This window comes from Pseudomonas indica NBRC 103045 (assembly GCF_002091635.1).
GTDB classification, from domain to species: domain Bacteria; phylum Pseudomonadota; class Gammaproteobacteria; order Pseudomonadales; family Pseudomonadaceae; genus Pseudomonas_M; species Pseudomonas_M indica.
In genome coordinates this window covers 1-23,184 of record NZ_BDAC01000021.1, presented here as the reverse complement: position 1 = coordinate 23,184, position 23,184 = coordinate 1, and the positions used below count along the sequence as shown (strand labels likewise).

At 66.3% G+C, this 23,184-nt stretch carries 23 protein-coding genes; 11 read left to right on the top strand and 12 right to left on the bottom strand.

The window, feature by feature from the left end; translation table 11 throughout:
• Positions 1-136: 136 nt before the first annotated feature.
• On the bottom strand, positions 137-964 hold the full coding sequence (locus PIN01S_RS20855; RefSeq protein ID WP_084338577.1) for an N-acetylmuramoyl-L-alanine amidase: 828 nt from the start codon (positions 962-964) through the stop codon (positions 137-139).
• Entirely contained in the window at positions 961-1,554 is a 594-nt protein-coding gene (locus PIN01S_RS20850; RefSeq protein ID WP_084338575.1) for a MarC family protein, read from the bottom strand. The genes PIN01S_RS20855 and PIN01S_RS20850 overlap by 4 nt, the downstream gene beginning before the upstream one ends.
• Positions 1,555-1,828: 274 nt before the next feature.
• Between PIN01S_RS20850 and PIN01S_RS20845 the strand changes: the two genes are divergently transcribed.
• Entirely contained in the window at positions 1,829-3,250 is a 1,422-nt protein-coding gene (locus PIN01S_RS20845; protein WP_084338573.1) for a DASH family cryptochrome, read from the top strand.
• On the opposite strand, the gene PIN01S_RS20840 is transcribed toward PIN01S_RS20845, so the two are convergent.
• From PIN01S_RS20840 to PIN01S_RS20820, 5 genes are all read right to left on the bottom strand, one after another.
• Positions 3,251-5,125 carry a GGDEF domain-containing protein gene (locus tag PIN01S_RS20840; RefSeq protein WP_084338571.1) on the bottom strand — a complete coding sequence of 625 codons (1,875 nt, stop codon included), beginning with the start codon at positions 5,123-5,125 and terminating at the stop codon, positions 3,251-3,253.
• Positions 5,118-6,002: an endonuclease/exonuclease/phosphatase family protein gene (locus PIN01S_RS20835; RefSeq protein WP_169715860.1), complete on the bottom strand. Its 885-nt coding sequence runs from the start codon at positions 6,000-6,002 to the stop codon at positions 5,118-5,120. Before PIN01S_RS20835 ends, PIN01S_RS20840 begins: the two co-directional genes overlap by 8 nt.
• A gap of 16 nt (positions 6,003-6,018) precedes the next feature.
• Positions 6,019-6,660 carry a thiol:disulfide interchange protein DsbA/DsbL gene (locus PIN01S_RS20830; RefSeq protein ID WP_084338569.1) on the bottom strand — a complete coding sequence of 214 codons (642 nt, stop codon included), beginning with the start codon at positions 6,658-6,660 and terminating at the stop codon, positions 6,019-6,021.
• Positions 6,661-6,802: 142 nt separating this feature from the next.
• Positions 6,803-7,408, bottom strand: a complete 606-nt coding sequence (locus PIN01S_RS20825) for a c-type cytochrome (RefSeq protein WP_084338567.1) — start codon at positions 7,406-7,408, stop codon at positions 6,803-6,805.
• Between the two features lie 43 nt (positions 7,409-7,451).
• Positions 7,452-7,745: a c-type cytochrome gene (locus tag PIN01S_RS20820; RefSeq protein WP_084338565.1), complete on the bottom strand. Its 294-nt coding sequence runs from the start codon at positions 7,743-7,745 to the stop codon at positions 7,452-7,454.
• A 195-nt stretch (positions 7,746-7,940) separates the two neighbouring features.
• Between PIN01S_RS20820 and yihA the strand changes: the two genes are divergently transcribed.
• Positions 7,941-8,585 (top strand): ribosome biogenesis GTP-binding protein YihA/YsxC, encoded by a 645-nt coding sequence (gene yihA, locus PIN01S_RS20815; protein ID WP_084338563.1) that lies wholly within the window; start codon positions 7,941-7,943, stop codon positions 8,583-8,585.
• Positions 8,586-8,922: 337 nt separating this feature from the next.
• On the opposite strand, the gene polA is transcribed toward yihA, so the two are convergent.
• Positions 8,923-11,661, bottom strand: a complete 2,739-nt coding sequence (polA, locus tag PIN01S_RS20810; protein ID WP_084338561.1) for a DNA polymerase I — start codon at positions 11,659-11,661, stop codon at positions 8,923-8,925.
• 74 nt (positions 11,662-11,735) lie between these two features.
• Here polA and PIN01S_RS20805 point away from each other — a divergent pair, with 74 nt between their 5' ends.
• Both PIN01S_RS20805 and PIN01S_RS20800 read left to right on the top strand, forming a co-directional pair.
• Positions 11,736-12,020 carry a DUF2782 domain-containing protein gene (locus PIN01S_RS20805; RefSeq protein ID WP_084338559.1) on the top strand — a complete coding sequence of 95 codons (285 nt, stop codon included), beginning with the start codon at positions 11,736-11,738 and terminating at the stop codon, positions 12,018-12,020.
• 15 nt (positions 12,021-12,035) lie between these two features.
• Positions 12,036-12,986 carry a homoserine kinase gene (locus PIN01S_RS20800; protein ID WP_084338557.1) on the top strand — a complete coding sequence of 317 codons (951 nt, stop codon included), beginning with the start codon at positions 12,036-12,038 and terminating at the stop codon, positions 12,984-12,986.
• Positions 12,987-13,056: 70 nt separating this feature from the next.
• Here the strand turns inward: PIN01S_RS20800 and PIN01S_RS20795 are convergent, their stop codons facing one another.
• The 4 genes from PIN01S_RS20795 to znuA all read right to left on the bottom strand — a co-directional run bounded on the left by PIN01S_RS20795 (position 13,057) and on the right by znuA (position 17,492).
• Positions 13,057-13,383, bottom strand: coding sequence for a hypothetical protein (locus PIN01S_RS20795; RefSeq protein ID WP_139198573.1), 327 nt, complete (start codon positions 13,381-13,383; stop codon positions 13,057-13,059).
• A gap of 68 nt (positions 13,384-13,451) precedes the next feature.
• Positions 13,452-14,132: a TSCPD domain-containing protein gene (locus PIN01S_RS20790; protein WP_084338553.1), complete on the bottom strand. Its 681-nt coding sequence runs from the start codon at positions 14,130-14,132 to the stop codon at positions 13,452-13,454.
• A gap of 15 nt (positions 14,133-14,147) precedes the next feature.
• On the bottom strand, positions 14,148-16,289 hold the full coding sequence (locus PIN01S_RS20785; RefSeq protein WP_084338551.1) for an adenosylcobalamin-dependent ribonucleoside-diphosphate reductase: 2,142 nt from the start codon (positions 16,287-16,289) through the stop codon (positions 14,148-14,150).
• Positions 16,290-16,526: 237 nt separating this feature from the next.
• The gene (gene znuA, locus PIN01S_RS20780; RefSeq protein WP_084338549.1) at positions 16,527-17,492 is read right to left on the bottom strand and encodes a zinc ABC transporter substrate-binding protein ZnuA; all 966 of its coding nucleotides are present in this window, start codon (positions 17,490-17,492) and stop codon (positions 16,527-16,529) included.
• Between the two features lie 63 nt (positions 17,493-17,555).
• Between znuA and zur the strand changes: the two genes are divergently transcribed.
• The 7 genes from zur to PIN01S_RS20745 all read left to right on the top strand — a co-directional run bounded on the left by zur (position 17,556) and on the right by PIN01S_RS20745 (position 23,144).
• Entirely contained in the window at positions 17,556-18,038 is a 483-nt protein-coding gene (gene zur / locus PIN01S_RS20775; protein ID WP_084338547.1) for a zinc uptake transcriptional repressor Zur, read from the top strand.
• On the top strand, positions 18,035-18,808 hold the full coding sequence (gene znuC / locus PIN01S_RS20770) for a zinc ABC transporter ATP-binding protein ZnuC (RefSeq protein WP_084338545.1): 774 nt from the start codon (positions 18,035-18,037) through the stop codon (positions 18,806-18,808). The genes zur and znuC overlap by 4 nt, the downstream gene beginning before the upstream one ends.
• A complete protein-coding gene (znuB, locus tag PIN01S_RS20765) occupies positions 18,801-19,589 on the top strand; it encodes a zinc ABC transporter permease subunit ZnuB (protein ID WP_084338543.1) in 789 nt (262 codons plus the stop codon). The genes znuC and znuB overlap by 8 nt, the downstream gene beginning before the upstream one ends.
• An 80-nt stretch (positions 19,590-19,669) precedes the next feature.
• Complete coding sequence (locus PIN01S_RS20760) at positions 19,670-20,503, top strand: PA5502 family lipoprotein (protein WP_084338541.1); 834 nt, start codon at positions 19,670-19,672, stop codon at positions 20,501-20,503.
• Positions 20,504-20,651: 148 nt separating this feature from the next.
• Positions 20,652-21,659 (top strand): methionine ABC transporter ATP-binding protein, encoded by a 1,008-nt coding sequence (locus PIN01S_RS20755; RefSeq protein ID WP_084338539.1) that lies wholly within the window; start codon positions 20,652-20,654, stop codon positions 21,657-21,659.
• Entirely contained in the window at positions 21,659-22,324 is a 666-nt protein-coding gene (locus PIN01S_RS20750; protein WP_084338537.1) for a methionine ABC transporter permease, read from the top strand. The genes PIN01S_RS20755 and PIN01S_RS20750 overlap by 1 nt, the downstream gene beginning before the upstream one ends.
• A gap of 49 nt (positions 22,325-22,373) precedes the next feature.
• On the top strand, positions 22,374-23,144 hold the full coding sequence (locus PIN01S_RS20745) for a MetQ/NlpA family ABC transporter substrate-binding protein (protein ID WP_084338535.1): 771 nt from the start codon (positions 22,374-22,376) through the stop codon (positions 23,142-23,144).
• Positions 23,145-23,184: the final 40 nt, after the last annotated feature.

Genomic DNA, 23,184 nt, shown 5'->3' with positions numbered 1-23,184 from the left:
CTTGTTAGGCCCCTGAAACACTTCCCGGTTCGCTCGACGGCTGTTCAGCCGGTCACAAACCGATAGTCGGGTTCCGTTCTACCCGCCCGAGCGGCAGGCTGTCGCGCAGGAACGACGTCCAAAAACCTTCCCGCGACTACATGGAGACGCCCTGTCCAGGGTCCTCAGCCAGAGGCACATCCGCCGGTGCATCGCCGTTCAGCACCGCGAGCAGGCCCGCGGTTTCCGCATCCGGCTCGCCGTCGAAACGCGACGGACGGTATTTCATCTGGAACGCCGCGATGACGCGGCGCGTGGCCTCGTCCAGCTCGCCGTGCCGCGGTACCCGATAGCCCTGTTGCTCCAGCTGCTGCTGGAACCAGGCCACGTCCGGCAGGCCGCCGCGGGCAAAACGCGTCTGCCAGCGGATCACTTCGCGGGCATCGGGCCAGACGATGAGGCCGGCATCGGCCAAGCGCTTCCAGGGGAACAGCGGTCCCGGATCGACCTTGCGCAGCGGCGCGATGTCGCTGTGGCCGATGATGTTGCCCGGCGGTACGCCGTGCCGGCGGACGATGTCCTTGAGCAGCAGAATCAAGGCGTCGATCTGCTCGTCGGGATAGGGGTACCACAGCCGCTGGCCATCGGCGGTCTCGGAGTAGCCTGGGCTGATCAGCTCGATGCCGATGGAGCTGGCGTTCAACCAGGTCCGACCGCGCCATTCGCTCTCGCCGGCATGCCAGGCGCGGCGGTTCTCGTCGACCAGGCGGTAGATGGTCGGTGGCTTGGCGCTGATCAGATAATGGCTGCTCACCTCGCCGTGGGTGAGGGTCGCCAGGGAACGCGGCAGGTCGCTGGAGGTGTAGTGCAGGATGACGAACTGTACCCGGCTGTCCTGGCCTTGGGAGGTGTGGCTGGTGTCGATGCGCAACCCGCCGCAACCGGCCAGCACGCTGAGGATCGAGGCAAGCAGGAAGACTCTCATGGGACGATGTGTAGCACGCTCTGCAGGTTATCCAACAGCATGTCGACGCTGAGCATGATCAGCAGCATGCCGGCGAGACGCTCTATGGCGGTGAGACCGCGCGGGCCGAGGAAGCGTTGCAGGAACGCTGCCTGGAGGAGGATCAGGGAGGTCGCCGCCCAGGCCAGGAACACCGCGAGGTAGAGCTCCCACAGTGCCCCTTCGTGGGTGTTGCGCAGGGTCATCAACACGGTCAACGCGGAAGGACCCGCCACCGCCGGCGTGGCCAGCGGCACCAGCATGGGCTCGCCGTCCGGCAGGTCGCCGAGCAGGCCCTGGGGGCTGGGGAAGATCAGCCGCATGGCGATGACGAACAGGATGATGCCGCCGGCGATCGCCGTCGCTTCGCGGGACAGGCCGAGGCCGCTGAGGATCTTCGCGCCGAAGGTGAGGAACAGCAGCAGAAGGGCGAGGGCGAACAGCAGCTCGCGCGCCACTACGCGCACCCGCCGCTCCGGGACGACGTTCTTCAGGGCCGCCAGGTAGATGGCGATGTTGCCGAAAGGATCGGTTACCAGAAAGATCAGGACGGCGATGCCGAAGATATCCATCGATACGACTCCAGGGAATCCGAAACCGGCGCGGAACAGCTCTGACCCTCCGTCGAGCATAGCCTGCCGTATGGCGCTTCAGCGGGCGAAGCCAAGGCGGCACCGCTACGCTCAAAGGGGAGGCGGATTATACGCAGCACGCTGCCGGGCACCATCGCCGCGGGCGTGTGCGGCTGCCGATCGGTCGAAGGGAACGACCGCCGTACCGGGCCGCTCTATAGCTAGGCTCGCCGATCCCGCCGGGCTCCGGCCAACGGAATGCAGAGGACCCACCATGCGCCGCGTATTGCTCTGGTTCAAACAGGACTTGCGTCTCGACGATCACTCCGCCCTGCGCGATGCGCTGGATGCCGATTGCCTGCTGCCGCTGTTCGTACTCGACCCTTCGCTGCTGGAGAACGGCCCGCTGGGCAGCCGTCGGCTGGGCGTGCACCGGACGCGCTTCCTGCTGGAAAGCCTGGCGGCACTGGACGGCGCTCTGCGCCAGCGCGGCTCGCGGTTGCTGGTTCGCTCCGGCACGCCGGAGCTGATCATCCCGGCGCTGGCCGAGCAGTTCGGTCTGCGTGAAGTGCTGACCCTGGAAGAGATCGCACCGGATGAGCGGGCGCAGATGGCTCGCCTGCGCCAGGCCCTCGGGCCGGTGGCTCTGCGCGAGCAGCCCGGCAACGGCCTGTTCCGCACCGAAGAGCTGCCCTGCCCGCCCGAGGCCTTGCCGAAGGTGTTCAGCCGCTTCCGCGAACTGATGGACCAGCGCCCGACGGTATTCCAGCCGCAACCGGCGCCGGACGACCTGCCCCCTTTGCCGGACGGAGCGGACAGCCTGCTGGAGCCGCTGCCTAGCCTGTCGCAGCTCGGCCTCGGAGAGCCCTTGGCCGTGCCGGGCAGCGCCTTCCCCTTCGCCGGGGGCGAGGCCGCGGGCCAGGCGCGCGTGCGCGAATACCTGTGGGAAAGCCTGGGCGTACGCACCTACGAAGAAACCCGCAACGGGCTGACCGGTACCGAATATTCGTCGAAGTTCTCGCCCTGGCTCTCCACCGGCTGCCTGTCGTCCCGCCGCGTCGCCGCCGAGCTGCGCCGCCACGAGGCGCAGTACGGCCGGAATGACTCCACCCGTTGCCTCTGGCAGCAGTTGCTATGGCGGGAATTCTTCCGCTGGACGCTGGTCCGCCACGGCGACGCGCTGTTCCGCGCCGGCGGCCTGAAAGCCACGGCACATGCACCGCAGAACCTCGACGAACGTTTCGAACAGTGGTGCCAGGGCCGCACCGGCGTGCCCCTGGTGGATGCCTGCATGCGCGAACTGGCCGCCACCGGCTTCCTCGCCAACCGCGGCCGGCAGATCGCCGCCAGTTACCTGATCCACGACCTGGAGCAGGATTGGCGGTACGGCGCGGCCTGGTTCGAAGAGCACCTCCTGGACTACGACCCGGCGAGCAACTGGGGCAACTGGGCCTATCTCGCCGGCGCGGGCAGCGATCCGCAGCGCCGTGCCGCATTCAACGTGCTGCGCCAGGCCCAACGGTTCGACCCCGAGGGCGATTACGTCGGCCTCTGGCTGCCCGAACTGCAACACGTCCCGCCAGCCCTGCGGCATACGCCGTTCCTGCTGCCGCGCCTGCAGCTCGAGACCCTGCAATATCCTCGTCTGGAACGCATTCCCAGCGATTGGCGGCCGTATCTGCCCAGCGTTGCCTGATCAGGCGGTTTCGATGCGGTTGCGCCCGCCGCGCTTGGCCCGGTAGAGCGCCTGGTCGGCGCGCTCGAAGGTCCGTTCGCTTCGCTCGCCGTCGGCAAAGGCGGCGAGTCCGGCGGACAGGGTGATGGTCAAGCGCTCGCCACGGAAGTGGAACGGGCAGGCCTCGATGGCGGCTCGCAGCGTTTCCAGCAACTGCAGGCCCCCTTCCAGGGGCGTCGAAGGCACCAGCAGGACGAACTCCTCGCCGCCGAAGCGGGCGATGAAGTCGGTTTTGCGCAAACGTTTGGCCAACTCTCCGGCGATGATCTTCAGCACCTTGTCGCCGGCGAGATGGCCGTAGTTGTCGTTGATCCGCTTGAAGTGATCGATGTCCAGCACCGCCAGCAGCAGGTCTCCGCCGTAACGCTGCCAGCGCGCCACCTCCAGCTCCAGCCGTTCATCCAGGGCAGCGCGATTCGGCAGGCCGGTCAGCGGGTCGACCAGGGCCTTCTGCCGCTGTTCTTCGAGGTGCTCGCGGAAGCCCTTGGCCTCCTGCTCCATGCTCGCGACGCGCTCCACCAGATGTTGCAAACGGTCGGCGATCGTCTGCTCGCGCTCGTCGCGTAGCCGCTGGTAGCGGTCCATGCTGCCCAGCAGGCCGTCCAGGCGGTTTTCGACGGTACGCTTGAGGCTTTCCAGATCCACCGCGTCGCGCACGCTGCTGTGCAGGTCGTCCATCTGCTCGCGCAGCTCGCTGTCCAGCTCGCGCGCAGCCTCCAGGCTGTCACTGTAGCCCTCGCGGGCAAATTGCAGGCCCTCCTGGAAGGCCGACAGCCGTTCGTTGAGCTGCTTCAGGTAACGCTCGAATTCCTGCTGGCTGCCGCCGGCCACTGCCAGCATCAGTACCGAGACGTCGTCCAGCACCGGCACCAGCTCGTACCAGTTGAGGCCATGGCGGATGCGTTCGCGCAGCCCCTCGGCCTGAGCCTGGTGCCGATCCGGCAGGCTCAGCTCGTCGAGCAGGCCGAGCAGCGTCGCCTCGACGTGTTCGGCAATGGCGCTGTAACCCGGCTCGGGGGAGGGCGGCAGGGCGTACTCGGCGTCGACCGGCTCGGAAGGCGGAGCGGGGCTATCCGCAGCGGAGGGCGTCGATTCGGTCAGCAACGACGCCGACAGCGGCAGGCTGTCGAGCAGCGGGGCACGCGGCGGTATGGTCTCGACCGGCTCGGCGGGGAGCGGACGGAGTGTCTCGATGGACGCGATGGGCGCAACGGCTGCCGATGATTCAGCGCTGTCAGGCTGCGTGGGATCGGCCTGGGCAGCCGCTGTGGATGATGTCCCCGGCAGCGTCTCATCCGCCTCTTCGGAGGTGCGCTCGCGCCCACCGAACAGCCGTTGCAGCAGGCCAGGCCGTTCGACCTCTTCTCGCTCCAGCAATGCCAGGGCCTGGCGCTGCAATTGGCTCAGCTCGGCCAGCAGGGCGGGAAGCTCGCGAATCTGGCCGGCGCGACTTTCGAGGCGCTTGGTGAAACCCTTCAGCGGCTTGCGCACCTCGCGCGGCAACGGCAACGCCTGGAGCTGGCCGGCAAGGGAAGACAGCGCCGAGACGATCTGCGCGGCCCGCTCCTGACGGCGCTGCTCGGAATCCAGTACCGCCTTCTCCAGACGGGGAATCAACGCCGAGAGGCCGGCATCGATCTCATCGCGGCGGAGAATCTCACGCATCTCCTGCATGCACTGGTCGACCGCCTTGTCCGCGCCCTCGGCGGCAAGGCTGCTGCGCACCAAGCCACGGCGCAGCAGGTCGAGGCGGGCATCCCAGCGCCGTTCGAGCTTCTCCTGTTGCTCCAGGTTTTCCAGGTACTTGGCTTTCCAGCGCTGGCCGTCGTCACTCATGGTTTCGCTCGACGGCAGGCCTCGCCGGGACAAGCGATACATCGTTACCGACCGATTCGGGCAAACGGATATCCACAGCCACCGGCAGATGATCGGAAATCGGCTGGGCCAGCACCTGTACGCGCTCCAGCGTCAGGCTCGGGCTGATGAGGATATGGTCGAGGCAGCGCTGCGGCCGCCAGCTCGGGAAGGTCGCCTCGACCTGCGGCGCCAGCAGGCCCAGGTCACGCAAGGGAGAATGTTCGAGCAGATCGACGGCATGGGTGTTCATGTCGCCCATCAGCACCTGATGGCGGTAGCCACCGATCAACTCGCGGATGTAGGCGAGCTGGCGGGTACGGGTTCGCGGGCCGAGGGCCAGGTGCATCATCACCACGGCCAGCGCGTCCGGCCCTTCGCCGAAGCGCAACAGGATGGCACCCCGCCCCGGCGGGCCCGGCAACGGGTGGTCTTCCAGCAGCCCGGGGTGCAGGCGGCTGAGCAAGCCGTTGCTGTGCTGGGCGAAACGCCCCAGATTGCGGTTGAGCTGTTGGTACCAATAGGGAAAGGCGCCCAGGTGGGCAAGGTGTTCCACCTGATTGACGAAGCCCGAACGCAGGCTGCCGCCGTCGGCCTCCTGCAGGGCCACCAGGTCGAAATCGGCGAGCAGGTCGCCGATCCGTTGCAGGTTCAGCGCACGCCCCTGGTGCGGCAACAGGTGCTGCCAACTGCGGGTCAGGTAATGGCGATAGCGCTGGGTGCTGATGCCGACCTGAATATTGAAACTGAGCAGCCGTAGCCGGCCGTTGGCGGGTAACCCGCTAGCATCGAGGCAATGCGGGTTGACCCGGGGGCTGTGCAAACCCACTGCACGGTCATTGCTCCAACGGCGCAGCATGCTGGCTACGCGCCGCTCACTGGGCGGCGCGCTCCTTGGCGATCAGGAAGTCGGCGACTTCCAGTGCCTGCTCAGGACCACCGGCCGAGCCGATGTCGAAGCGGTACTTGCCGTTGACCACCATCACCGGTACGCCGGTGATCTGGTAGGCCATCGCCAGCTTCTTGGCCTTTTCCATCTGGCCTTTCACGGCGAAGGAGTTGTAGGCCTTGAGGAAGGCATCCTTGTCGATGCCCTGGGTGGCAAGGAATTCGGCCATTTCGTCCGGGGTCGACAGCTTTTTGCCTTCCTTGTGGATCGCATGGAAGATCGCGTCGTGAACCTTCTGCTCGACCTTCATCGACTCCAGGGCGATGAACAGTTGGCCGTGGACGTTCCACAGGCCGCCGAACAGGGCCGGGATGCGCACGAAGTTGACGTCTTCAGGGAGTTTGGCGATCCAGGGGTTGAGGGTCGGCTCGAACTGGAAGCAGTGCGGGCAGCCGTACCAGAACAGCTCCACCACCTCGATCTTGCCGGGCTGGGCGACCGGCACCGGGCTGTTCAGTTCGACATACTGCTTGCCGGCCTGGATATCGGCCGCCTGCAGCGGAGCGGCGACAAGGGCGGTGAACAGGCTCGCGGTGGCGAGAGCGGCACTGAAAATCAGGTTACGCATGGAGACTCCTCGACTGATGGCTCCGCGATGCGGCCGGACCGGTCCGACGCAAGGGCGCGGTTCGAACTATTGTAGCGGCCAGTCCAACGAAAAAGGGTGGCATCCGCCACCCTTTTGTTTACCGCTGTTTTCCAGCCAGGACTCAGTGCAGGCCCTGGATATAGCTGGAAACGGCTTCGATGTCCTTGTTGCTCAGCTTCGCGGCGATGGCGCGCATCATCATGGTGTCGCCATCGTTGGTGCGGTCGCCTTCGCGGAAGTTGGTCAGCTGCTTGGCCACGTACTGGGCATGCTGGCCGCCCAGGTGCGGGAAGCCGGCCTGGGCGTTGCCCGAACCGTCCGGGGAGTGGCAACCGGTGCAGGCCGGCATGCCTTCTTCCAGCTTGCCGCCGCGGAACAGCGCTTCGCCACGCTCGACCAGTTTCGGGTCGGCGGCGCCCACGCTCATCTTCTGGCTGGCGAAGTAGGCGGCGATGTCGGCCAAGTCCTGCTCGCTCAGGTTGTCCAGCAGGCCGGTCATTTCCACCACGACGCGGTTGCCGCTCTTGATGTCGTTCAGTTGCTTGAGCAGGTAGCGCTCACCCTGGCCGGCCAGCTTGGGGAAGTTGGGGGCAGGGCTGTTGCCGTCCATGCCATGGCAGGCGCCACACACGGCAACCTTGCCCTGGCCAGCGGCGGCGTCGCCGGCAGCGTGGGCCATACCGGTGATGCCCAGGGTCAACAGCAGACTCACGAGTACTTTGTTCATCAGCTAATCCAATAACGGCTAAGGGTGGGAGATTAGGAGCAGATTACTGGCTCATCCATTGGATGACGGCCTGGTAATCCTCGGCACTGCAATCCATGCACAGGCCGCGGGGCGGCATGGCGTTGAATCCGTTGGTCACGTGCTGCACCAGCACGTCCATGCCCTGGGCCAGACGCGGTTCCCAGGCGGCCTTGTCGCCCTTCTTCGGCGCCATCGGCAGTTGCCCGTTGTGGCAGGCGGCGCAGGCACGATTAAAGACGGCTTCCGGTTCCTGCGCAGCCTGGGTGGCGGTAAACGGCAGCAGCACTATGCCCGCTGCGATCAGCAATTTCTTCATGAGATCGGCCTCATCAGGGATGGGAGCGTCCTGCGTTCTCGTGCGCAGACCGTCTATATCGCTCCCGTGAACACTTATCCTGCGGGTGGGACAAAGCGCACACAAAATCTGCGGCATTATATACTGGCGAGCCTGAAACGGAAACGACACCGCACGCCGCGCTATAAGCGGCAGAGCCCCCACCGGATTATCCCCATGCCGCCGAAGAATCCCATCCTGGGCCTGTGCCAACAGGCTGCCTTCATGCTCAGCGCCGCCAAGGTCGACCAGTGCCCGGACGACCAGGGCTACGAAGTTGCCTTCGCCGGCCGCTCCAATGCCGGCAAGTCCAGCGCGCTCAATACCCTGACCCACGCCAACCTGGCGCGTACCTCGAAAACCCCGGGACGCACCCAGTTGCTGAACTTCTTCCGCCTGGACGACGAGCGCCGCCTGGTCGACCTGCCCGGCTACGGCTACGCCAAGGTGCCGATCCCACTGAAGCAGCACTGGCAACACCATCTGGAAGCTTACCTGGGCAGCCGCGAAAGCCTGGTCGGCGTGGTGCTGCTGATGGATATCCGCCACCCGCTGACCGAGTTCGACCGGCTGATGCTGGACTGGTCCGCCGCCAGCCAGATGCCGCTGCACATCCTGCTCACCAAGGCCGACAAGCTGGCCTTCGGCGCCGCCAAGAACGCGCTGCTCAAGGTGCAGAACGACGTGCGCAAGGGCTGGGGGAAAGGCGTCAGCGTGCAACTGTTCTCGGCACCCAAGCGCCAGGGCATCGAGGAAGCCCACGGCGTGCTGGCGCAGTGGCTGGGCCTGCTGGAAGAAGACGAGGCGCCGGCTGCACCGTGACGGTCCGCGCCGCCTGCGGCGATAGGCCAGTACTTTTTCGCAGGCAAAAAAAACCCCGAACTTCATATGGGGAGGGAGAAGTTCGGGGTCTAAGTCCGGACCGCTAGGGCGGGGTCCAGAGATCTGCCAACACTAAAACACAACAAGGAGCATTGAACGGCTTCACCCATTCGTAAGCTCTGACTGTCCGGCCAAGAAGAAAGTTCAGGGAGTTTTAAAAACTATTTGTTCTTTCTGATCGAAACGCTGATTCGATAATCGAATAAAAAAGCGAACGGCCGCGACCTTATGCCGCAGCCGTTTTCTTCGTTTCGACCCGGAAGAGGTCGAAAGCCGGTCAGTGGGCCTCGTCCCAGTTGTCACCTACCCCCACATCCACCACCAGCGGCACGTCCAGTTCGGCGGCACCGCTCATCAACGGCCGGATCGCTTCCTTCACCTGATCGACCAGATCCTCGCGGACTTCCAGGACCAGTTCGTCGTGTACCTGCAGGATGACTTTGGCATCCAAGCCGGACTCCGCCAGCCAGCCGTCCACCCGCACCATGGCGCGCTTCATGATGTCCGCCGCGGTGCCCTGCATGGGCGCGTTGATCGCAGTGCGCTCGGCCGCCTTGCGCATGGCGCCGTTCTTCGAATGGATTTCCGGCAGGTACAGCCGGCGACCGAACAAGGTCTCGACGAACCCCTGCGCCCCGGCCTGCTCGCGGGTACGCTCCATGTAGGCCAGCACGCCCGGGTAGCGGGTGAAATAGCGGTCGATGTAGGCCTGGGCTTCCTTGCGATCGACGCCGAGCTGCTTGGCCAGGCCGAAGGCGCTCATGCCATAGATCAGGCCGAAGTTGATCGCCTTGGCGCTGCGCCGCTGGTCATGGCTGACGTCTTCCAGGGTGACGGCGAACACCTCGGCGGCGGTGGCGCGGTGCACGTCGCGGTCGTGGCGGAAGGCGTCCAGCAGGCCCTCGTCCTTGGCCAGGTGAGCCATGATGCGCAGCTCGATCTGCGAATAGTCGGCGGCCACCAGCTTGTAGCCGCGCGGCGCGACGAACGCCTGGCGGATGCGCCGCCCTTCGGCGGTACGGATCGGGATGTTCTGCAGGTTCGGGTCGGAGGAGGACAGGCGCCCGGTGGCGGCCACCGCTTGGTGATAGGAGGTGTGGATGCGCCCGGTACGCGGGTTGATCTGCTCCGGCAGACGGTCGGTGTAGGTGCTCTTCAGCTTGCTCACCGTGCGGTACTGCATGATCACCTTGGGCAGCGGGAAGTCCTGTTCCGCCAGCTCGGCGAGGACGTTTTCCGCCGTGGACGGCTGACCGGTGGCGGTCTTGGCGATCACCGGCAGGCCGAGCTTTTCATAGAGGATGGCGCAGAGCTGCTTGGGCGAACCGAGGTTGAACTCTTCGCCGGCCAGTTCGTAGGCCTGGCGTTCCAGCTCAACCATCTTCTCGCCCAACTCCAGGCTCTGCTGGCCGAGCAGACGGGCATCCACCAACGCACCTTGCTGCTCGATGCGGGCCAGGACCGGCACCAGCGGCATCTCGATTTCCCGCAGTACCTTGGCCAGGCTGGGGATGGCCTCCAGCTTCTGCCACAGATGCTGGTGCAGGCGCAGGGTGACGTCGGCATCCTCGGCGGCATAGGGACCGGCCTGCTCCAGGGCGATCTGGTCGAAGGTCAGTTGCTTGGCGCCCTTGCCGGCGATGTCCTCGAAGCGGATGGTGCTGTGCCCCAGGTATTTCAGGGCCAGGCTGTCCATGTCGTGGCGGGTGGCGGTGGAGTCCAGCACGTAGGACTCCAGCATGGTGTCGTAGGCCAGGCCCTGCACCTCGATCCCGTAGAGCGCCAGCACGTTCATGTCGTACTTGGCATGCTGGCCGACCTTGGCCTTGGCCGGGTCTTCGAGGATCGGCTTGAGCGCGGCGAGCACCTCGTCGCGGTCCAGTTGCGTCGGCACGCCCATGTAGCTGTGCGCCACCGGGATGTAGGCCGCCTCATGGGCCTCGACGGCGAAGGACAAACCCACCAGTTGCGCCTGCTGGGCATTCAGGCTGGTGGTCTCGGTGTCGAAGGCGATCAGCTCGGCCTGGCGCAGCTTCTCCAACCAGGCCTGGAAGCGTGCCGGCTCGAGAACGATCTCGTAGCGCGCCTCCGGTACGGCCTCCTGCTCCGGCGTAGCGACCGTTTCCCCGGAAGCCTTGGCCTCGCGCAGCAGTTCGTCCAGCCAGGCCTTGAACTCCAGTTCGCGATACAGGCGGATCAGCGCCTCGCGGTCCGGTGCTTTTGGGTGCAGCGCCTCGACGTGGATGTCCAGGGGCACGTCGGTCTTGATGGTCGCCAACTGGTAGGACAGGAAGGCCATCTCGCGGTGTTCTTCGAGCTTCGCCGGCAGGCTCTTGGCGCCGCGGATCGGCAGTTCGGGCACCTTGTCCAGGTTGGCATAGAGCACTTCCAGCCCGCCGCCGACGCCGTTGAGCAGGCCGCAGGCAGTCTTCTCGCCGACGCCCGGCACGCCGGGGATGTTGTCCACCTTGTCGCCCATCAGGGCGAGGAAATCGATGATCAGCTCAGGACCGACACCGAATTTCTCCTTCACGCCATCCACATCCAGGCTGCTACCGGTCATGGTGTTGACCAGCGTAATGTGGCCGTCGACCAACTGCGCCATGTCCTTGTCGCCGGTGGAGATCACCACCGGGCAATCCCGCGCGGCGCTCTGCCGGGCCAGGGTGCCGATCACGTCGTCCGCCTCCACGCCATCGACGCACAGCAGCGGCAGACCGAGTGCGCGGATGCTCGCGTGCAACGGTTCGACCTGCACGCGCAGATCGTCCGGCATCGGCGGGCGGTGCGATTTGTAGTGCTCGAACAGTTCGTCGCGGAAGGTCTTGCCCTTGGCATCGAAGACCACCGCGAAAGGGCTGTCCGGGTACTGCTTGCGCAGACTCAGCAGCATGTTCAGCACGCCTTTCACCGCGCCGGTGGGCATCCCGGTCGACGTGGTGAGCGGCGGCAGGGCGTGAAAGGCGCGATACAGGTAAGATGAACCATCCACCAGCACGAGGGGAGCGTGTGACATGTGCGGGATCAACCTTTTCCATGGGTCCGGGGTTAAACTGAATGGACCGTTGACGACAAAGGGACAAGGTTACCATGCGCACACTGAATCGCCTGTTGCTGGCCAGCCTGCTGGCAATGCCGCTCGCCACCCTGGCCGAAGAAGGCCCGGTGACCGGCGACCCGGATGTGACCATCCGCCAGGAGGGCGACAAGACCATCGAGGAATACCGCGTCAATGGCTTCCTCTACGCCATCAAGGTCACGCCGAAAGGTGGCAAACCCTATTTCCTGGTTCGGGCCGATGGCAGCGACGGCAACTTCGTGCGCTCCGACCAGCCGGACATGCTGATTCCCGCCTGGGAAATCTTCAAATGGTAAGCGAGCGTTCCTGATATGTCGGTCTTCACCCCCCTCGAACGGCACGAGCTGGAAGTCTTCCTCGAGCCGTACGGTCTCGGCCGCCTGCGCGACTTCCAAGGTATCGCCGCCGGCAGCGAGAACAGCAATTTCTTCGTCAGCCTGGAGCAGGGCGAATTCGTTCTGACCCTGGTGGAACGGGGGCCGACGCAGGACCTGCCGTTCTTCATCGAACTGCTCGATGTGCTGCACGATGCCGACCTGCCGGTGCCCTACGCCCTGCGTACCGGTACCGGCGAGGCCCTGCGCAGCCTGGCGGAAAAGCCCGCGCTGCTGCAGCCGCGCCTGCCCGGCAAGCATGTCGCCCAGCCCAACGCCCATCATTGCGCCGAGGTCGGCACTTTGCTGGCACGCCTGCACCTGGCGACCTGCGGACGCATCATCGAGCGCAAGAGTGACCGTGGCCTGGACTGGATGCTGCAAGAAGGCCCGTGCCTGGCCCTGAAGCTGCCCGAGGACCAGCTCCCGCTGTTGCGCGACGCCCTGGCGGAAATCGCCGAAGTGAAGGACAAGGTACTCGCCCTGCCACGGGCGAACCTGCATGCCGACCTGTTCCGCGACAACGTGCTGTTCGACGGCCCGCACCTGGCCGGGGTGATCGACTTCTACAACGCCTGCTCGGGGCCGATGCTCTACGACCTGGCCATCGCTCTCAACGACTGGTGCTCGGAGCCGGACGGCCGCCTGAACGAAGACCTCGCCCACGCCCTGCTCGGCGCCTACGCCACGCTGCGTCGTTTCACCGCCGCCGAGGCCCGGATCTGGCCGGCCATGCTGCGGATCGCCTGCGTGCGCTTCTGGCTGTCGCGGCTGATCGCCGCCGACTCCTTCGCCGGCCAGGAAGTGCTGATTCACGATCCTGCCGAGTTCCAGCGTCGCCTGAAACACCGACAGCAGGTCGACTTGGCGCTGCCTTTCGCGCTCTGAATGGCTAGGACCAGAAGCTGTTTACGATCAACGCAGCAGGGCCGGCGCGCAGCAGATCGTAGACAGGTTCTCAGGGCCCCAACCCGTATAGCCAACGCCCCCGTTCAGGATCGTCAGGCAACGGCTCGACGGTATCGAAGTCGCCCTTGTCCAAGCGGAATTCCAGCCGCGCCTGGGCGTTGTATTCGCAGAAACGCAGGCGCAGCACGGTATCGGCCGGAATCGTCACGCCCTGGTCGCCCCGCAGGACGACGCGGGTACGGTAGTCCTGAAAGCCGCCCGGACAAAACAGGTCACGATCACCGGATGCCTGCAGGCCCACCGCGTACCCGGCCATGCCGGTGATCCCTGCCAGCAGTACGGCCCCTCCGGCGAACAGCCACCTCGTCTTGCGCATGCCCTCTCCCATCGAATCTCTTCCTGAAACCGTAATCCGGATCAGCGCCGTGCCATCCGGGAAAATCCTCACCCACACTTCGAATGCCCACAGTTCAGGCAGGTGGCACAACCTTCCACCTGCACCACCGCCTGGGTATGGCAGGCGCCGCAGAGCTGCGCGCCCGGCGGGAAGCCGTCGCCGGGCTCGACCGCCACGGCGTTCTGGCTGGCCTCGTAGGCCGCGCGCTTTTCCGCCAGGTAGCGCCGTTGGGCCTCATCCAGCGGTTGTCCCGGAAGCAGGCCGATGGCGATCATGTGCCGCTCCAGCACCGCGCCGATCTCCGCCACGATCGAGGGCATGTACACCCCGCCGCGCTTGAGATAGCCGCCACGCGGATCGAACACCGCCTTCAGCTCTTCCACCAGGAAGGTGCAGTCTCCGCCTTTGCGGAACACGGCCGACATGATGCGGGTCAAGGCCACGATCCATTGGAAGTGGTCCATGTTCTTCGAGTTGATGAAAATCTCGAAAGGCCGCCGCTGCTCGTAGGGTGTCCCGGCGTTCAGCAGGATGTCGTTGATGGTCACGTAGAGCGCATGCTCGAACAGCGGTGACTTGATCTTGTAGGTCACCCCCACCAGCGTTTCCGGGCGCTCCAGGCTCTCGTCCATCTCCACCGGCGCGCCGGCTTCGGAGACCGGCGGCGGCGCGACACGCTCGTCGATCACCTTGAAGCTCTTGATGCGCTTGTCGATCTTCACGGTCATGGCGATTCCCCGGGCTCAGTACTTGCCGTAATAGCCTTCCTTCAGCGCATCGAAGAGGTTGGCGGCGGTGTGCACCTCGCCGTCGTACTCCACCTCCTCGTTGCCCTTCAGCTCCACCACGCTGCCGTCTTCCAGCTCGAAGCGGTAGCGGGTCTTCTCCAGGTCGGCTTCCTTGACCAGCACGCCCTGGAACGCGGCCGGATTGAAGCGGAAGGTGGTGCAACCCTTGAGCCCCTGCTTCCAGGCGTAGCGGTAGATGTCCTTGAATGCCTCGAAGGGGTAGTCGGTGGGCACGTTGGCGGTCTTGGAGATGGACGAGTCCACCCACTTCTGCGCCGCCGCCTGGATATCCACATGTTGCGTCGGGCCGATGTCGTCGGCGGTGACGAAGTAATCCGGCAGGCGCTCGGCGGGGTCATCCGAACCGGGGCGTGCGCGTGGATTGACCAGGGCGCGGTAGGCCAGCAGTTCGTAGCTGAGCACCTCCACTTTGTCCTTGCTCTTGCGGCCGGCGCGGATCAGGTTGCGCGAGTACTGGTGGGCGAAGCTCGGTTCGATGCCGTTGGAGGCGTTGTTCGCCAAGCTCAGGCTGATGGTGCCGGTGGGCGCGATGGAGCTGTGGTGGGTAAAGCGCGCCCCGTGCTCGGCCAGTACCGCCACCAGCTCCGGGGCATGCTCGGCGAGGCGCTGCATGTAGCGCGAATAGCGGGCGTGCAGCACTCGGCCGGGCAGGCGGTCGCCCACCTTGTAGCCGTCGGCAATCATTTCCGGGCGCTTGCGCAACATCTCGGCGCTGACCTCGAAGGTCTGCGCCAGCAGCGGCGCCGGGCCTTTCTCCCGGGCCAGTTCGAGCGCCACCTGCCAGCCGGTGAGCGCCATTTCCCGCGCCACTTCCTCGGTGAACACGCAGGCCTCCGGGCTGCCGTAGCGCAGGCGAAGCAGAGCGAGCGCAGAGCCGAGGCCGAGGAAGCCCATGCCGTGGCGGCGCTTGTCGAGGATTTCGCGGCGTTGCGGCTCCAGTGGCAGGCCGTTGATTTCCACCACGTTGTCCAGCAGGCGGGTGAAGATGCGCACCACCTGGCGGAACCGATCCCAGTCGAAACGGGCGTCGGCAGTGAAGGGGTCGAGCACGAAGCCGGTCAGGTTGATCGAACCGAGCAGGCAGGAGCCGTAGGGCGGCAACGGCTGCTCGCCGCAGGGGTTGGTGGCGCGGATGTCCTCGCACCACCAGTTGTTGTTCGACTGATTGACCCGGTCGATGAGGATGAAGCCCGGCTCGGCGTAGTCGTAGGTGGAGACCATCATCAGGTCCCACAGGTGACGGGCGCGCACGCTGCCGTAGACCTTGCAGGCCACCAGGCCGTCTTCCCGTGTGCAGTAACCTTCGTGCAGCGGCCATTCGCGCCAGCGCACCTGGGCCGGGTCGTCGAGGTCCAGCTCGTCGTGCTCCTTGGCGTGCACCGGGAACAGCAGCGGCCAGTCCGCATCGGCTTCCACCGCCTGCATGAACTCGTCGGTGATCAGCAGGCTCAGGTTGAACTGGCGCAGCCGGCCGTCCTCGCGCTTGGCGCGGATGAACTCGCGCACGTCCGGGTGGGCGACGTCGAAGGTGGCCATCTGCGCGCCGCGCCGCCCGCCTGCCGAGCTGACGGTGAAGCACATCTTGTCGAAGATATCCATGAACGACAGCGGCCCGCTGGTGTGCGCGCCGGCACCGGACACATAGGCGCCGCGCGGCCGCAGGGTGGAGAATTCGTAGCCGATGCCACAGCCGGCCTTGAGGGTCAGGCCGGCCTCGTGGACCTTGCCGAGGATGTCGTCCATCGAGTCGCCGATGGTGCCGGAGACGGTGCAGTTGATCGTCGAGGTGGCCGGCTTGTAGCTCTGCGCCCCGGCGTTGGAAATGATCCGCCCGGCCGGCACCGCGCCGTTGCGCAGCGCCCAGAGGAACTGCTCGTACCAATGTTCGCGCAGCTCCGGCGCCTCGATGTCCGCCAGGGCGCGGGCAACGCGCTGCCAGGTTTCGTCGATCCGGCTTTCCAGCGGCGAACCGTCGCGGTCGCGCAGCCGGTATTTCGCTTCCCAGATTTCCACCGAGGCGGCCTGCAGGGGGATGCCCTGGAGCTGCGCCGTGGTGGTACCGCCGGTCTTCGCCATGCCGCGGCCCCCTCAACGCGTTGCGAGTCGGCAGCGACGCGGGCTGCCTCCTTTCACCTTAGCGCGTATTGGGGAGAGCGAAGTTCCCGGCCAGCGATCAGAGCTTCTCGAAGGTCTGTACGAAAAGTCGCCGAGCGAAGGTCAGGCGAGGCAAAAATCGGTGAGGAAGCGGAGTTTACGAGCTGTAAATGAGCATTCCGAACCGATTTTTAACGACGCATCACCGAGCGCAGGCACTTATCGTACAGAACCTAGGCAGCCCGCCAGCTCCCCCGCCAGATTATCCAGCAGGCGCTCGTAGCCGCCGGCATCGACGGCAACGCCGCTGCCCATGGCATCCAGCTCGGCGAGGGTCACCGGCAAGCCGGCGCTCAGGGTTTCGGCGAGACGCGGGCGTAGCGGCGGTTCGCTGAACACGCAGGTCGGACCGGCCGTCTTCAGGCGCTCGCGCATGGCGGCGACGTGACGGGCGCCCGGCTGCACCTCGGCGGCGACACTGAACACGCCGGCGTGACGAATGCCGTAGGCCGCTTCGAAGTAATCGAACGCCTCGTGGAAGACGAAGAAGGGCTTCCCGGCCAACGGCCTCACGCGGGCCGCGAGGCGCTGGTCGAGGGCGTCGAGGCGCTGCTGGAAGGCCGCCAGGTTGGCCTGGTAGCGCGCGGCGTTGGCCGGGTCGACGGCGCTCAGATCGGCGGCCATGCGCGCCGCGATCGTCCGGGCGTTGGCCGGCAGCAGCCAGAGGTGGGCATCCAGGCTGCCGGGACGGTGGGCATGATCATGCTCGTCGCTGTCTTCCTCGTGGTGTTCGCCGGCATGCTCGTTGTGCTCGTGGCCATGCTCGTCGTCGGCCTCTTCGTGATGGCTTTCCTCGCCGAAATGGCGCAGGTGCAGGCCCGCCAGGCCCTGTACGGCCAGGCTCGGCTTGTCGCGGCCTTCCAACACGCGGATGAGGAAGCTCTCCATGTCCGGGCCGATCCAGTAGAACAGGTCGGCCTCGCGCACCCGCCGCACGTCGGAAGGGCGCAGGGCGAAGTGATGCGGCGACGCGCCCGGCGGCAGCAGCACGTCCGGCTTTGCCACGCCATCCTGTACGGCGGCGGCGATCAGCTGCAGAGGCTTGATGCTGGTGAGCAGACGCACCTCGGCCTGGGCCAGGGAGGAAAAGGCGCAAAGTACGAGCGGAAGGAAAAGGCGGAACACGGGCAGTCACTCGGGGGCAAAAGAGTAATAGAATAACGTCTCTTTTCCCGGACGTCGCCGCCCATGAAAACACCCCTGGCCTGCCGCCCCCATGACCACTCCCGCTGCGTGCACAGCGCCCTCAGCGAAGCCGACGCGCTCTGCGCGCGCCAGGGCGTGCGGCTGACCGCCCTGCGTCGGCGCGTGCTGGAGCTGGTCTGGCAGAGCCACAAACCGCTGGGCGCCTACGACATCCTCGCCGTGCTGAGCGAGGAAGACGGTCGCCGCGCCGCACCGCCCACCGTCTACCGCGCCCTGGACTTCCTGCTGGAAAACGGCCTGGTGCACCGCATCGCCTCGCTCAACGCCTTCGTCGGTTGCAACCACCCGGAGCACGCCCACCAAGGCCAGTTCCTCATCTGCCGCCAGTGCCACACCGCCATCGAGCTGGAGCAGCCGGCGATCAGCGAGGCGATCGTCGCCGGCGCGCGGACGGTGGGCTTCACCGTGGAAGGGCAGACCGTGGAAATCGTCGGCCTGTGTGCCGCCTGTCGGGAGGCCGCATGAGCGATGCGCTGATACGCCTGAGCGGAGTCGGCGTGCGCTACGCCGGCCAGGCGGTGCTGGAAGACGTCCAGTTGAGCGTGAAGCCGGGCGAGATCGTCACCCTGATCGGTCCCAACGGCGCCGGCAAGACCACCCTGGTGCGCGCCGTGCTCGGCCTGCTGACCCCGGACCAGGGCGAGGTCTGGCGACGGCCGCGCCTGCGCATCGGCTACATGCCGCAGAAGCTCCAGGTGGATGCCACCCTGCCGCTGACCGTGCTGCGCTTCCTGCGCCTGGTGCCTGGCGTGGACCGCCCGAAGGCGCTGGCGGCGCTGGGCGAGGTGGGCGCGGAACAGGTGATCGACAGCCCCTTGCAGAGCATTTCCGGCGGTGAGTTGCAGCGCGTGCTGCTCGCCCGCGCCCTGTTGCGCGAGCCGGAGCTGCTGGTGCTGGACGAGCCGGTGCAGGGCGTCGACGTGGCCGGGCAGGCCGAGCTGTATCGTCTGATCACCCGTCTGCGCGACCGCCACGGCTGCGGCGTGCTGATGGTCTCCCACGACCTTCACCTGGTGATGAGCACCACCGACCAGGTGGTCTGCCTCAACCGCCATGTCTGCTGTTCCGGCCACCCGGAGCAGGTCAGCGGCGACCCGGCGTTCGTCGAGCTGTTCGGCCAGGACGCTCGCAGCCTGGCCATCTACCACCACCATCACGACCACGCCCACGATCTGCACGGCAGCGTGGTGGTCGGCAAACCCCACGTGCACGGGCCGAACTGCAATCATGGCTGATTTCCTGTTCAACGCCCTGCTCGCCGGCCTCGCCCTGGCCCTGGTGGCCGGCCCGCTCGGCTCCTTCGTGGTCTGGCGGCGCATGGCCTATTTCGGCGACACCCTGTCCCACGCGGCGCTGCTCGGCGTCGCCCTGGGCCTGCTGCTGGACGTCAGCCCGACCCTGGCGGTGACCGCCGGCTGCGTGCTGCTCGCCGTGCTCCTGGTGACCCTGCAACAGCGCCAGCCACTGGCCTCCGACACCCTGCTCGGCATCCTCGCCCACAGCACCCTGTCCCTCGGCCTGGTGGTGCTGAGCTTCATGAAGGACGTGCGCGTCGACTTGATGAGCTACCTGTTCGGCGACCTGCTCGCCGTCGGCCCCGGCGACCTGGCCTGGATTCTCGGCGGCAGCGCGCTGGTGCTGCTGATCCTGATTCCGCTCTGGCGGCCGCTGCTGGCGATCACCGTCCACGAGGAACTGGCCAAGGTCGAAGGGCTGCCGGTGGCGGCCATCCGCCTCGCCCTGATGCTGCTGATCGCCGTGGTGATCGCGGTGGCGATGAAGATCGTCGGCGTGCTGCTGATCACCTCGCTGCTGATCATCCCGGCCGCCGCCGCCCAGCGCCACGCGCGCACCCCGGAGCAGATGGCCCTGGGTGCCAGCGCCCTCGGGCTGGTGGCGGTCTGTTGCGGGCTGGCGCTGTCCTGGTACGAGGACACCCCGGCCGGCCCGTCCATCGTGGTCAGCGCCGCCTCGTTGTTCCTGCTCAGCTTCGTGCTGCCGCGCCGCACGGCGTGACCCGGCGTCGCGGCGGTTTGGTGCCGCTTCGCCGCGCAGTGTAGACTTGACCCTTTCGTCCAGATCGAGATGCTGCAGGAATGACGCCATTCGCCACCCGTTACCTGCCCGTTGCGCTGATATCGCTGCTGCTGGCCGCCTGCCAGCAGCACCCGAGCCAGCCTTATGAGGCGCCCGTCGATGAGCGCGTCGCGGCGTTCCGCCAGTTGGAACAGAGCCTGAACGGCGGCAACCTGGAAAGCGCCGAAAGCCAGCTCGCGACGCTCCAGCGGAACGCGGCCGGCGATACCCGCCTGGAGCAGTACCAGCGGCAACTGGCCGAGGCCTACCTGCAACAGGGCCAGACGGCCTTGCAGAACAACGACCTGGACGCCGCCGCCAAGGCCCTCAGCCATGCACGCAGCCTGATGCCCAACGCCCCGGCGCTGGCCACCGGCCTGGACGGCGCGCTCAACCAGGCCCGCGAGGCCGAGAAGCAGGCTGCCGAACGAGCCGCCCGCGAAACGGCGGCGCGCAACGAACAGGCCCGCCGTCTTCAGGAGGCCGCCGAGCGCCAGGCCCAGGCGATCCAGGCCACCCGATTGCCCGGTGCGCCGCAGGAAGAAAAGCCCGCGCCGGCCAAGCCGAGCGCACGCCTGATCGACCCGGCCGCCGCCAGCAGCGCCGTGCCGCTGCCGATGCTGGACAGCCAGGACAACGACAGCCTGCGCGAACTGCTCGATGCCGTAGCCGCCGACGTGGTGACGTTCGATTGCGCGGTGCGCGTCGAAGTCCGCCAGGCCAAGGACTACCCCTGGGTCGCCGCGCTGCTGTCGGCCCGGGTGAAGAAGCTCGACCCGGCCTTCGGCCTGCGCCTGAGCCAGTCGCTGAAGCCGGAACAGGTCCCGCGCCTGGTGCTCAGCCCGCGCCGGTGACACGCCGCTTCGCTTATTCCAGAAGCGGCGAACAACCAAGCAAGAAAGACTAAGAGTGCATAAGCAAACAGGCTAGAATGCGCGCCTTTGGCCAACCGCCTAGGCTTTCTCTTTCATTCGCCCTGACCGCACCCACAAGGTTCGCTCCGTGATCGAGTTTCAGCAGGTTTATAAAACCTACCGCGTCGCCGGACGCGACATCCCCGCCCTGCAACCCACCACCCTGGATATCCAGGGCGGCCAGGTGTTCGGGCTGATCGGCCATTCCGGTGCCGGCAAGAGCACCCTGCTGCGCCTGATCAACCGCCTGGAAGAGCCCTCCGGCGGGCGCATCGTCATCGACGGGACCGACGTCACCGCGCTGGACGCCGACGGCTTGCGGCGCTTCCGCCAGCGCGTCGGGATGATCTTCCAGCACTTCAACCTGCTCGCCTCCAAGACCGTGGCCGATAACGTCGCCATGCCGCTGCGCCTGGCCGGCGAACTGTCGGCGGCGGAGATCGATGCACGCGTCGCCGAGCTGCTGGCCCGTGTCGGCCTCGGCGACCACGCGAAGAAGTACCCGGCGCAACTCTCCGGCGGCCAGAAGCAGCGCGTCGGCATTGCCCGCGCCCTGGCCACCCGACCGAAGATCCTGCTCTGCGACGAAGCCACCAGCGCCCTCGACCCGCAGACCACCGGCCAAGTCCTGCAACTGCTGGCCGAGATCAACCGCGAGCTGGGCCTGACCATCGTACTGATCACCCATGAGATGGACGTGATCCGCCGCGTCTGCGACCGCGTCGCGGTGATGGACGGCGGGGTGATCGTCGAACAGGGGCCGGTGGCCGACGTCTTCCTCCACCCGCAACATCCGACCACCCGCCGCTTTGTCCTGGAAGCCGAGCACGTGGACGAGGACGAACAACACGACGACTTCGCCCATGTGCCGGGCCGTATCCTGCGCCTGACCTTCCGCGGCGAGGCCACCTATGCGCCGCTGCTGGGCACCATCGCCCGCGACACCGGCGTGGACTACAGCATCCTGGCCGGGCGTATCGACCGCATCAAGGAGACGCCCTACGGCCAACTGACCCTGGCGCTGGTCGGCGGTGACGTCGAATCCGCCCTCATCCGTCTCAACGCCGCCGATGTACACGTGGAGGTGCTGCGCTGATGGAAGCCCTGTTCACCCATGTCGACTGGTACGAAATCTGGCTGGCGACCCTCGACACCCTGCTGATGCTCGGCGGCTCGCTGCTGTTCACCGTGATCCTCGGCCTGCCGCTGGGCGTGCTGCTGTTCCTCACCGGGCCGCGCCAGTTGTTCGAGCAGAAGGCGCTCTACGGGCTGCTCTCGCTGCTGGTCAACGTGTTGCGCTCGCTGCCGTTCATCATCCTGCTGATCGTGATGATTCCGTTCACCGTGCTGCTCACCGGCACCTCGCTGGGCGTGGCCGGCGCCATCCCGCCTCTGGTGGTGGGCGCCACGCCGTTCTTCGCCCGTCTGGTGGAAACGGCGCTGCGCGAAGTGGATCGCGGCATCATCGAGGCCACCCAGGCGATGGGCGCCACCACCCGCCAGATCATCTGGAACGCCCTGCTGCCGGAAGCGCGGCCGGGCATCTTCGCCGCCGTCACCGTTACCGCCATCACCCTGGTCTCCTACACCGCGATGGCCGGCGTGGTCGGCGCGGGCGGCCTCGGCGACCTGGCCATCCGCTTCGGCTACCAGCGCTTCCAGACCGACGTGATGGTGGTCACCGTGGTCCTGCTGCTGGTGCTCGTACAGATTCTGCAAACCGTCGGCGACAAGCTGGTGGTGCATTTTTCCCGTAAATGACCGATCGGCTATCCGCCGGAACGACCTCTTCCCATAAGGAACCGAACCGATGAAAAAACTGCTCGCTGCCGTCGCCGCCTTCGCGGCCTTCTCCGCCCAGGCCGAAAGCCTGACCGTCGCCGCCACCGCGGTGCCGCACGCAGAAATCCTCGAATTCGTCAAACCGGCCCTGGCCAAGGAAGGGGTCGAGCTGAACGTGAAGGTCTTCACCGACTACGTGCAGCCGAACATCCAGGTCGCCGAGAAGCGCCTGGACGCCAACTTCTTCCAGCACCAGCCGTACCTGGATGAGTTCAACAAGGGCAAGGGCACCGAGCTGGTCGCCGTCACCGGTGTGCACGTCGAACCGTTCGGCGCTTACTCCAGCAAGATCAAGAGCCTCGACGAGCTGCCCCAGGGCGGCACCGTGGTCATTCCCAACGACGCCACCAACGGCGGCCGTGCCCTGCTGCTGCTGGACAAGGCCGGTGTGATCAAGCTGAAGGACAAGAGCAACATCCTCGCCACGCCGAAGGACATCGTCGAGAACCCGAAGTCGCTGAAAGTCCGTGAACTGGAAGCCGCCACCCTGCCGCGCGTGCTGACCCAGGTCGACCTGGCGCTGATCAACACCAACTACGCCCTGGAAGCCAAGCTGAACCCGACCAAGGACGCCCTGGTGATCGAAGGCAGCGACTCGCCCTACGTGAACATCCTCGTCGCCCGCCCGGACAACAAGGACAGCGACGCCATGCAGAAACTGGCCAAGGCCCTGAACAGCGCCGAGGTGAAGCAGTTCATCGAAGAGAAGTACAAGGGCGCCGTGGTGCCGGCGTTCTGATCGCCCTCACCCTCGCGACGAAAAAGCCCGCCCCGTGCGG

Bases quoted from the DNA above. Each gene is read 5' to 3' on its own strand.
- PIN01S_RS20855 (WP_084338577.1), bottom strand. From the start codon at position 964: ATGAGAGTCTTCCTGCTTGCCTCGATCCTCAGCGTGCTGGCCGGTTGC.
- PIN01S_RS20850 (WP_084338575.1), bottom strand. From the start codon at position 1,554: ATGGATATCTTCGGCATCGCCGTCCTGATCTTTCTGGTAACCGATCCT.
- PIN01S_RS20845 (WP_084338573.1), top strand. From the start codon at position 1,829: ATGCGCCGCGTATTGCTCTGGTTCAAACAGGACTTGCGTCTCGACGAT.
- PIN01S_RS20840 (WP_084338571.1), bottom strand. From the start codon at position 5,125: ATGAGTGACGACGGCCAGCGCTGGAAAGCCAAGTACCTGGAAAACCTG.
- PIN01S_RS20835 (WP_169715860.1), bottom strand. From the start codon at position 6,002: ATGCTGCGCCGTTGGAGCAATGACCGTGCAGTGGGTTTGCACAGCCCC.
- PIN01S_RS20830 (WP_084338569.1), bottom strand. From the start codon at position 6,660: ATGCGTAACCTGATTTTCAGTGCCGCTCTCGCCACCGCGAGCCTGTTC.
- PIN01S_RS20825 (WP_084338567.1), bottom strand. From the start codon at position 7,408: ATGAACAAAGTACTCGTGAGTCTGCTGTTGACCCTGGGCATCACCGGT.
- PIN01S_RS20820 (WP_084338565.1), bottom strand. From the start codon at position 7,745: ATGAAGAAATTGCTGATCGCAGCGGGCATAGTGCTGCTGCCGTTTACC.
- yihA (WP_084338563.1), top strand. From the start codon at position 7,941: ATGCCGCCGAAGAATCCCATCCTGGGCCTGTGCCAACAGGCTGCCTTC.
- polA (WP_084338561.1), bottom strand. From the start codon at position 11,661: ATGTCACACGCTCCCCTCGTGCTGGTGGATGGTTCATCTTACCTGTAT.
- PIN01S_RS20805 (WP_084338559.1), top strand. From the start codon at position 11,736: ATGCGCACACTGAATCGCCTGTTGCTGGCCAGCCTGCTGGCAATGCCG.
- PIN01S_RS20800 (WP_084338557.1), top strand. From the start codon at position 12,036: ATGTCGGTCTTCACCCCCCTCGAACGGCACGAGCTGGAAGTCTTCCTC.
- PIN01S_RS20795 (WP_139198573.1), bottom strand. From the start codon at position 13,383: ATGCGCAAGACGAGGTGGCTGTTCGCCGGAGGGGCCGTACTGCTGGCA.
- PIN01S_RS20790 (WP_084338553.1), bottom strand. From the start codon at position 14,132: ATGACCGTGAAGATCGACAAGCGCATCAAGAGCTTCAAGGTGATCGAC.
- PIN01S_RS20785 (WP_084338551.1), bottom strand. From the start codon at position 16,289: ATGGCGAAGACCGGCGGTACCACCACGGCGCAGCTCCAGGGCATCCCC.
- zur (WP_084338547.1), top strand. From the start codon at position 17,556: ATGAAAACACCCCTGGCCTGCCGCCCCCATGACCACTCCCGCTGCGTG.
- znuC (WP_084338545.1), top strand. From the start codon at position 18,035: ATGAGCGATGCGCTGATACGCCTGAGCGGAGTCGGCGTGCGCTACGCC.
- znuB (WP_084338543.1), top strand. From the start codon at position 18,801: ATGGCTGATTTCCTGTTCAACGCCCTGCTCGCCGGCCTCGCCCTGGCC.
- PIN01S_RS20760 (WP_084338541.1), top strand. From the start codon at position 19,670: ATGACGCCATTCGCCACCCGTTACCTGCCCGTTGCGCTGATATCGCTG.
- PIN01S_RS20750 (WP_084338537.1), top strand. From the start codon at position 21,659: ATGGAAGCCCTGTTCACCCATGTCGACTGGTACGAAATCTGGCTGGCG.
- PIN01S_RS20745 (WP_084338535.1), top strand. From the start codon at position 22,374: ATGAAAAAACTGCTCGCTGCCGTCGCCGCCTTCGCGGCCTTCTCCGCC.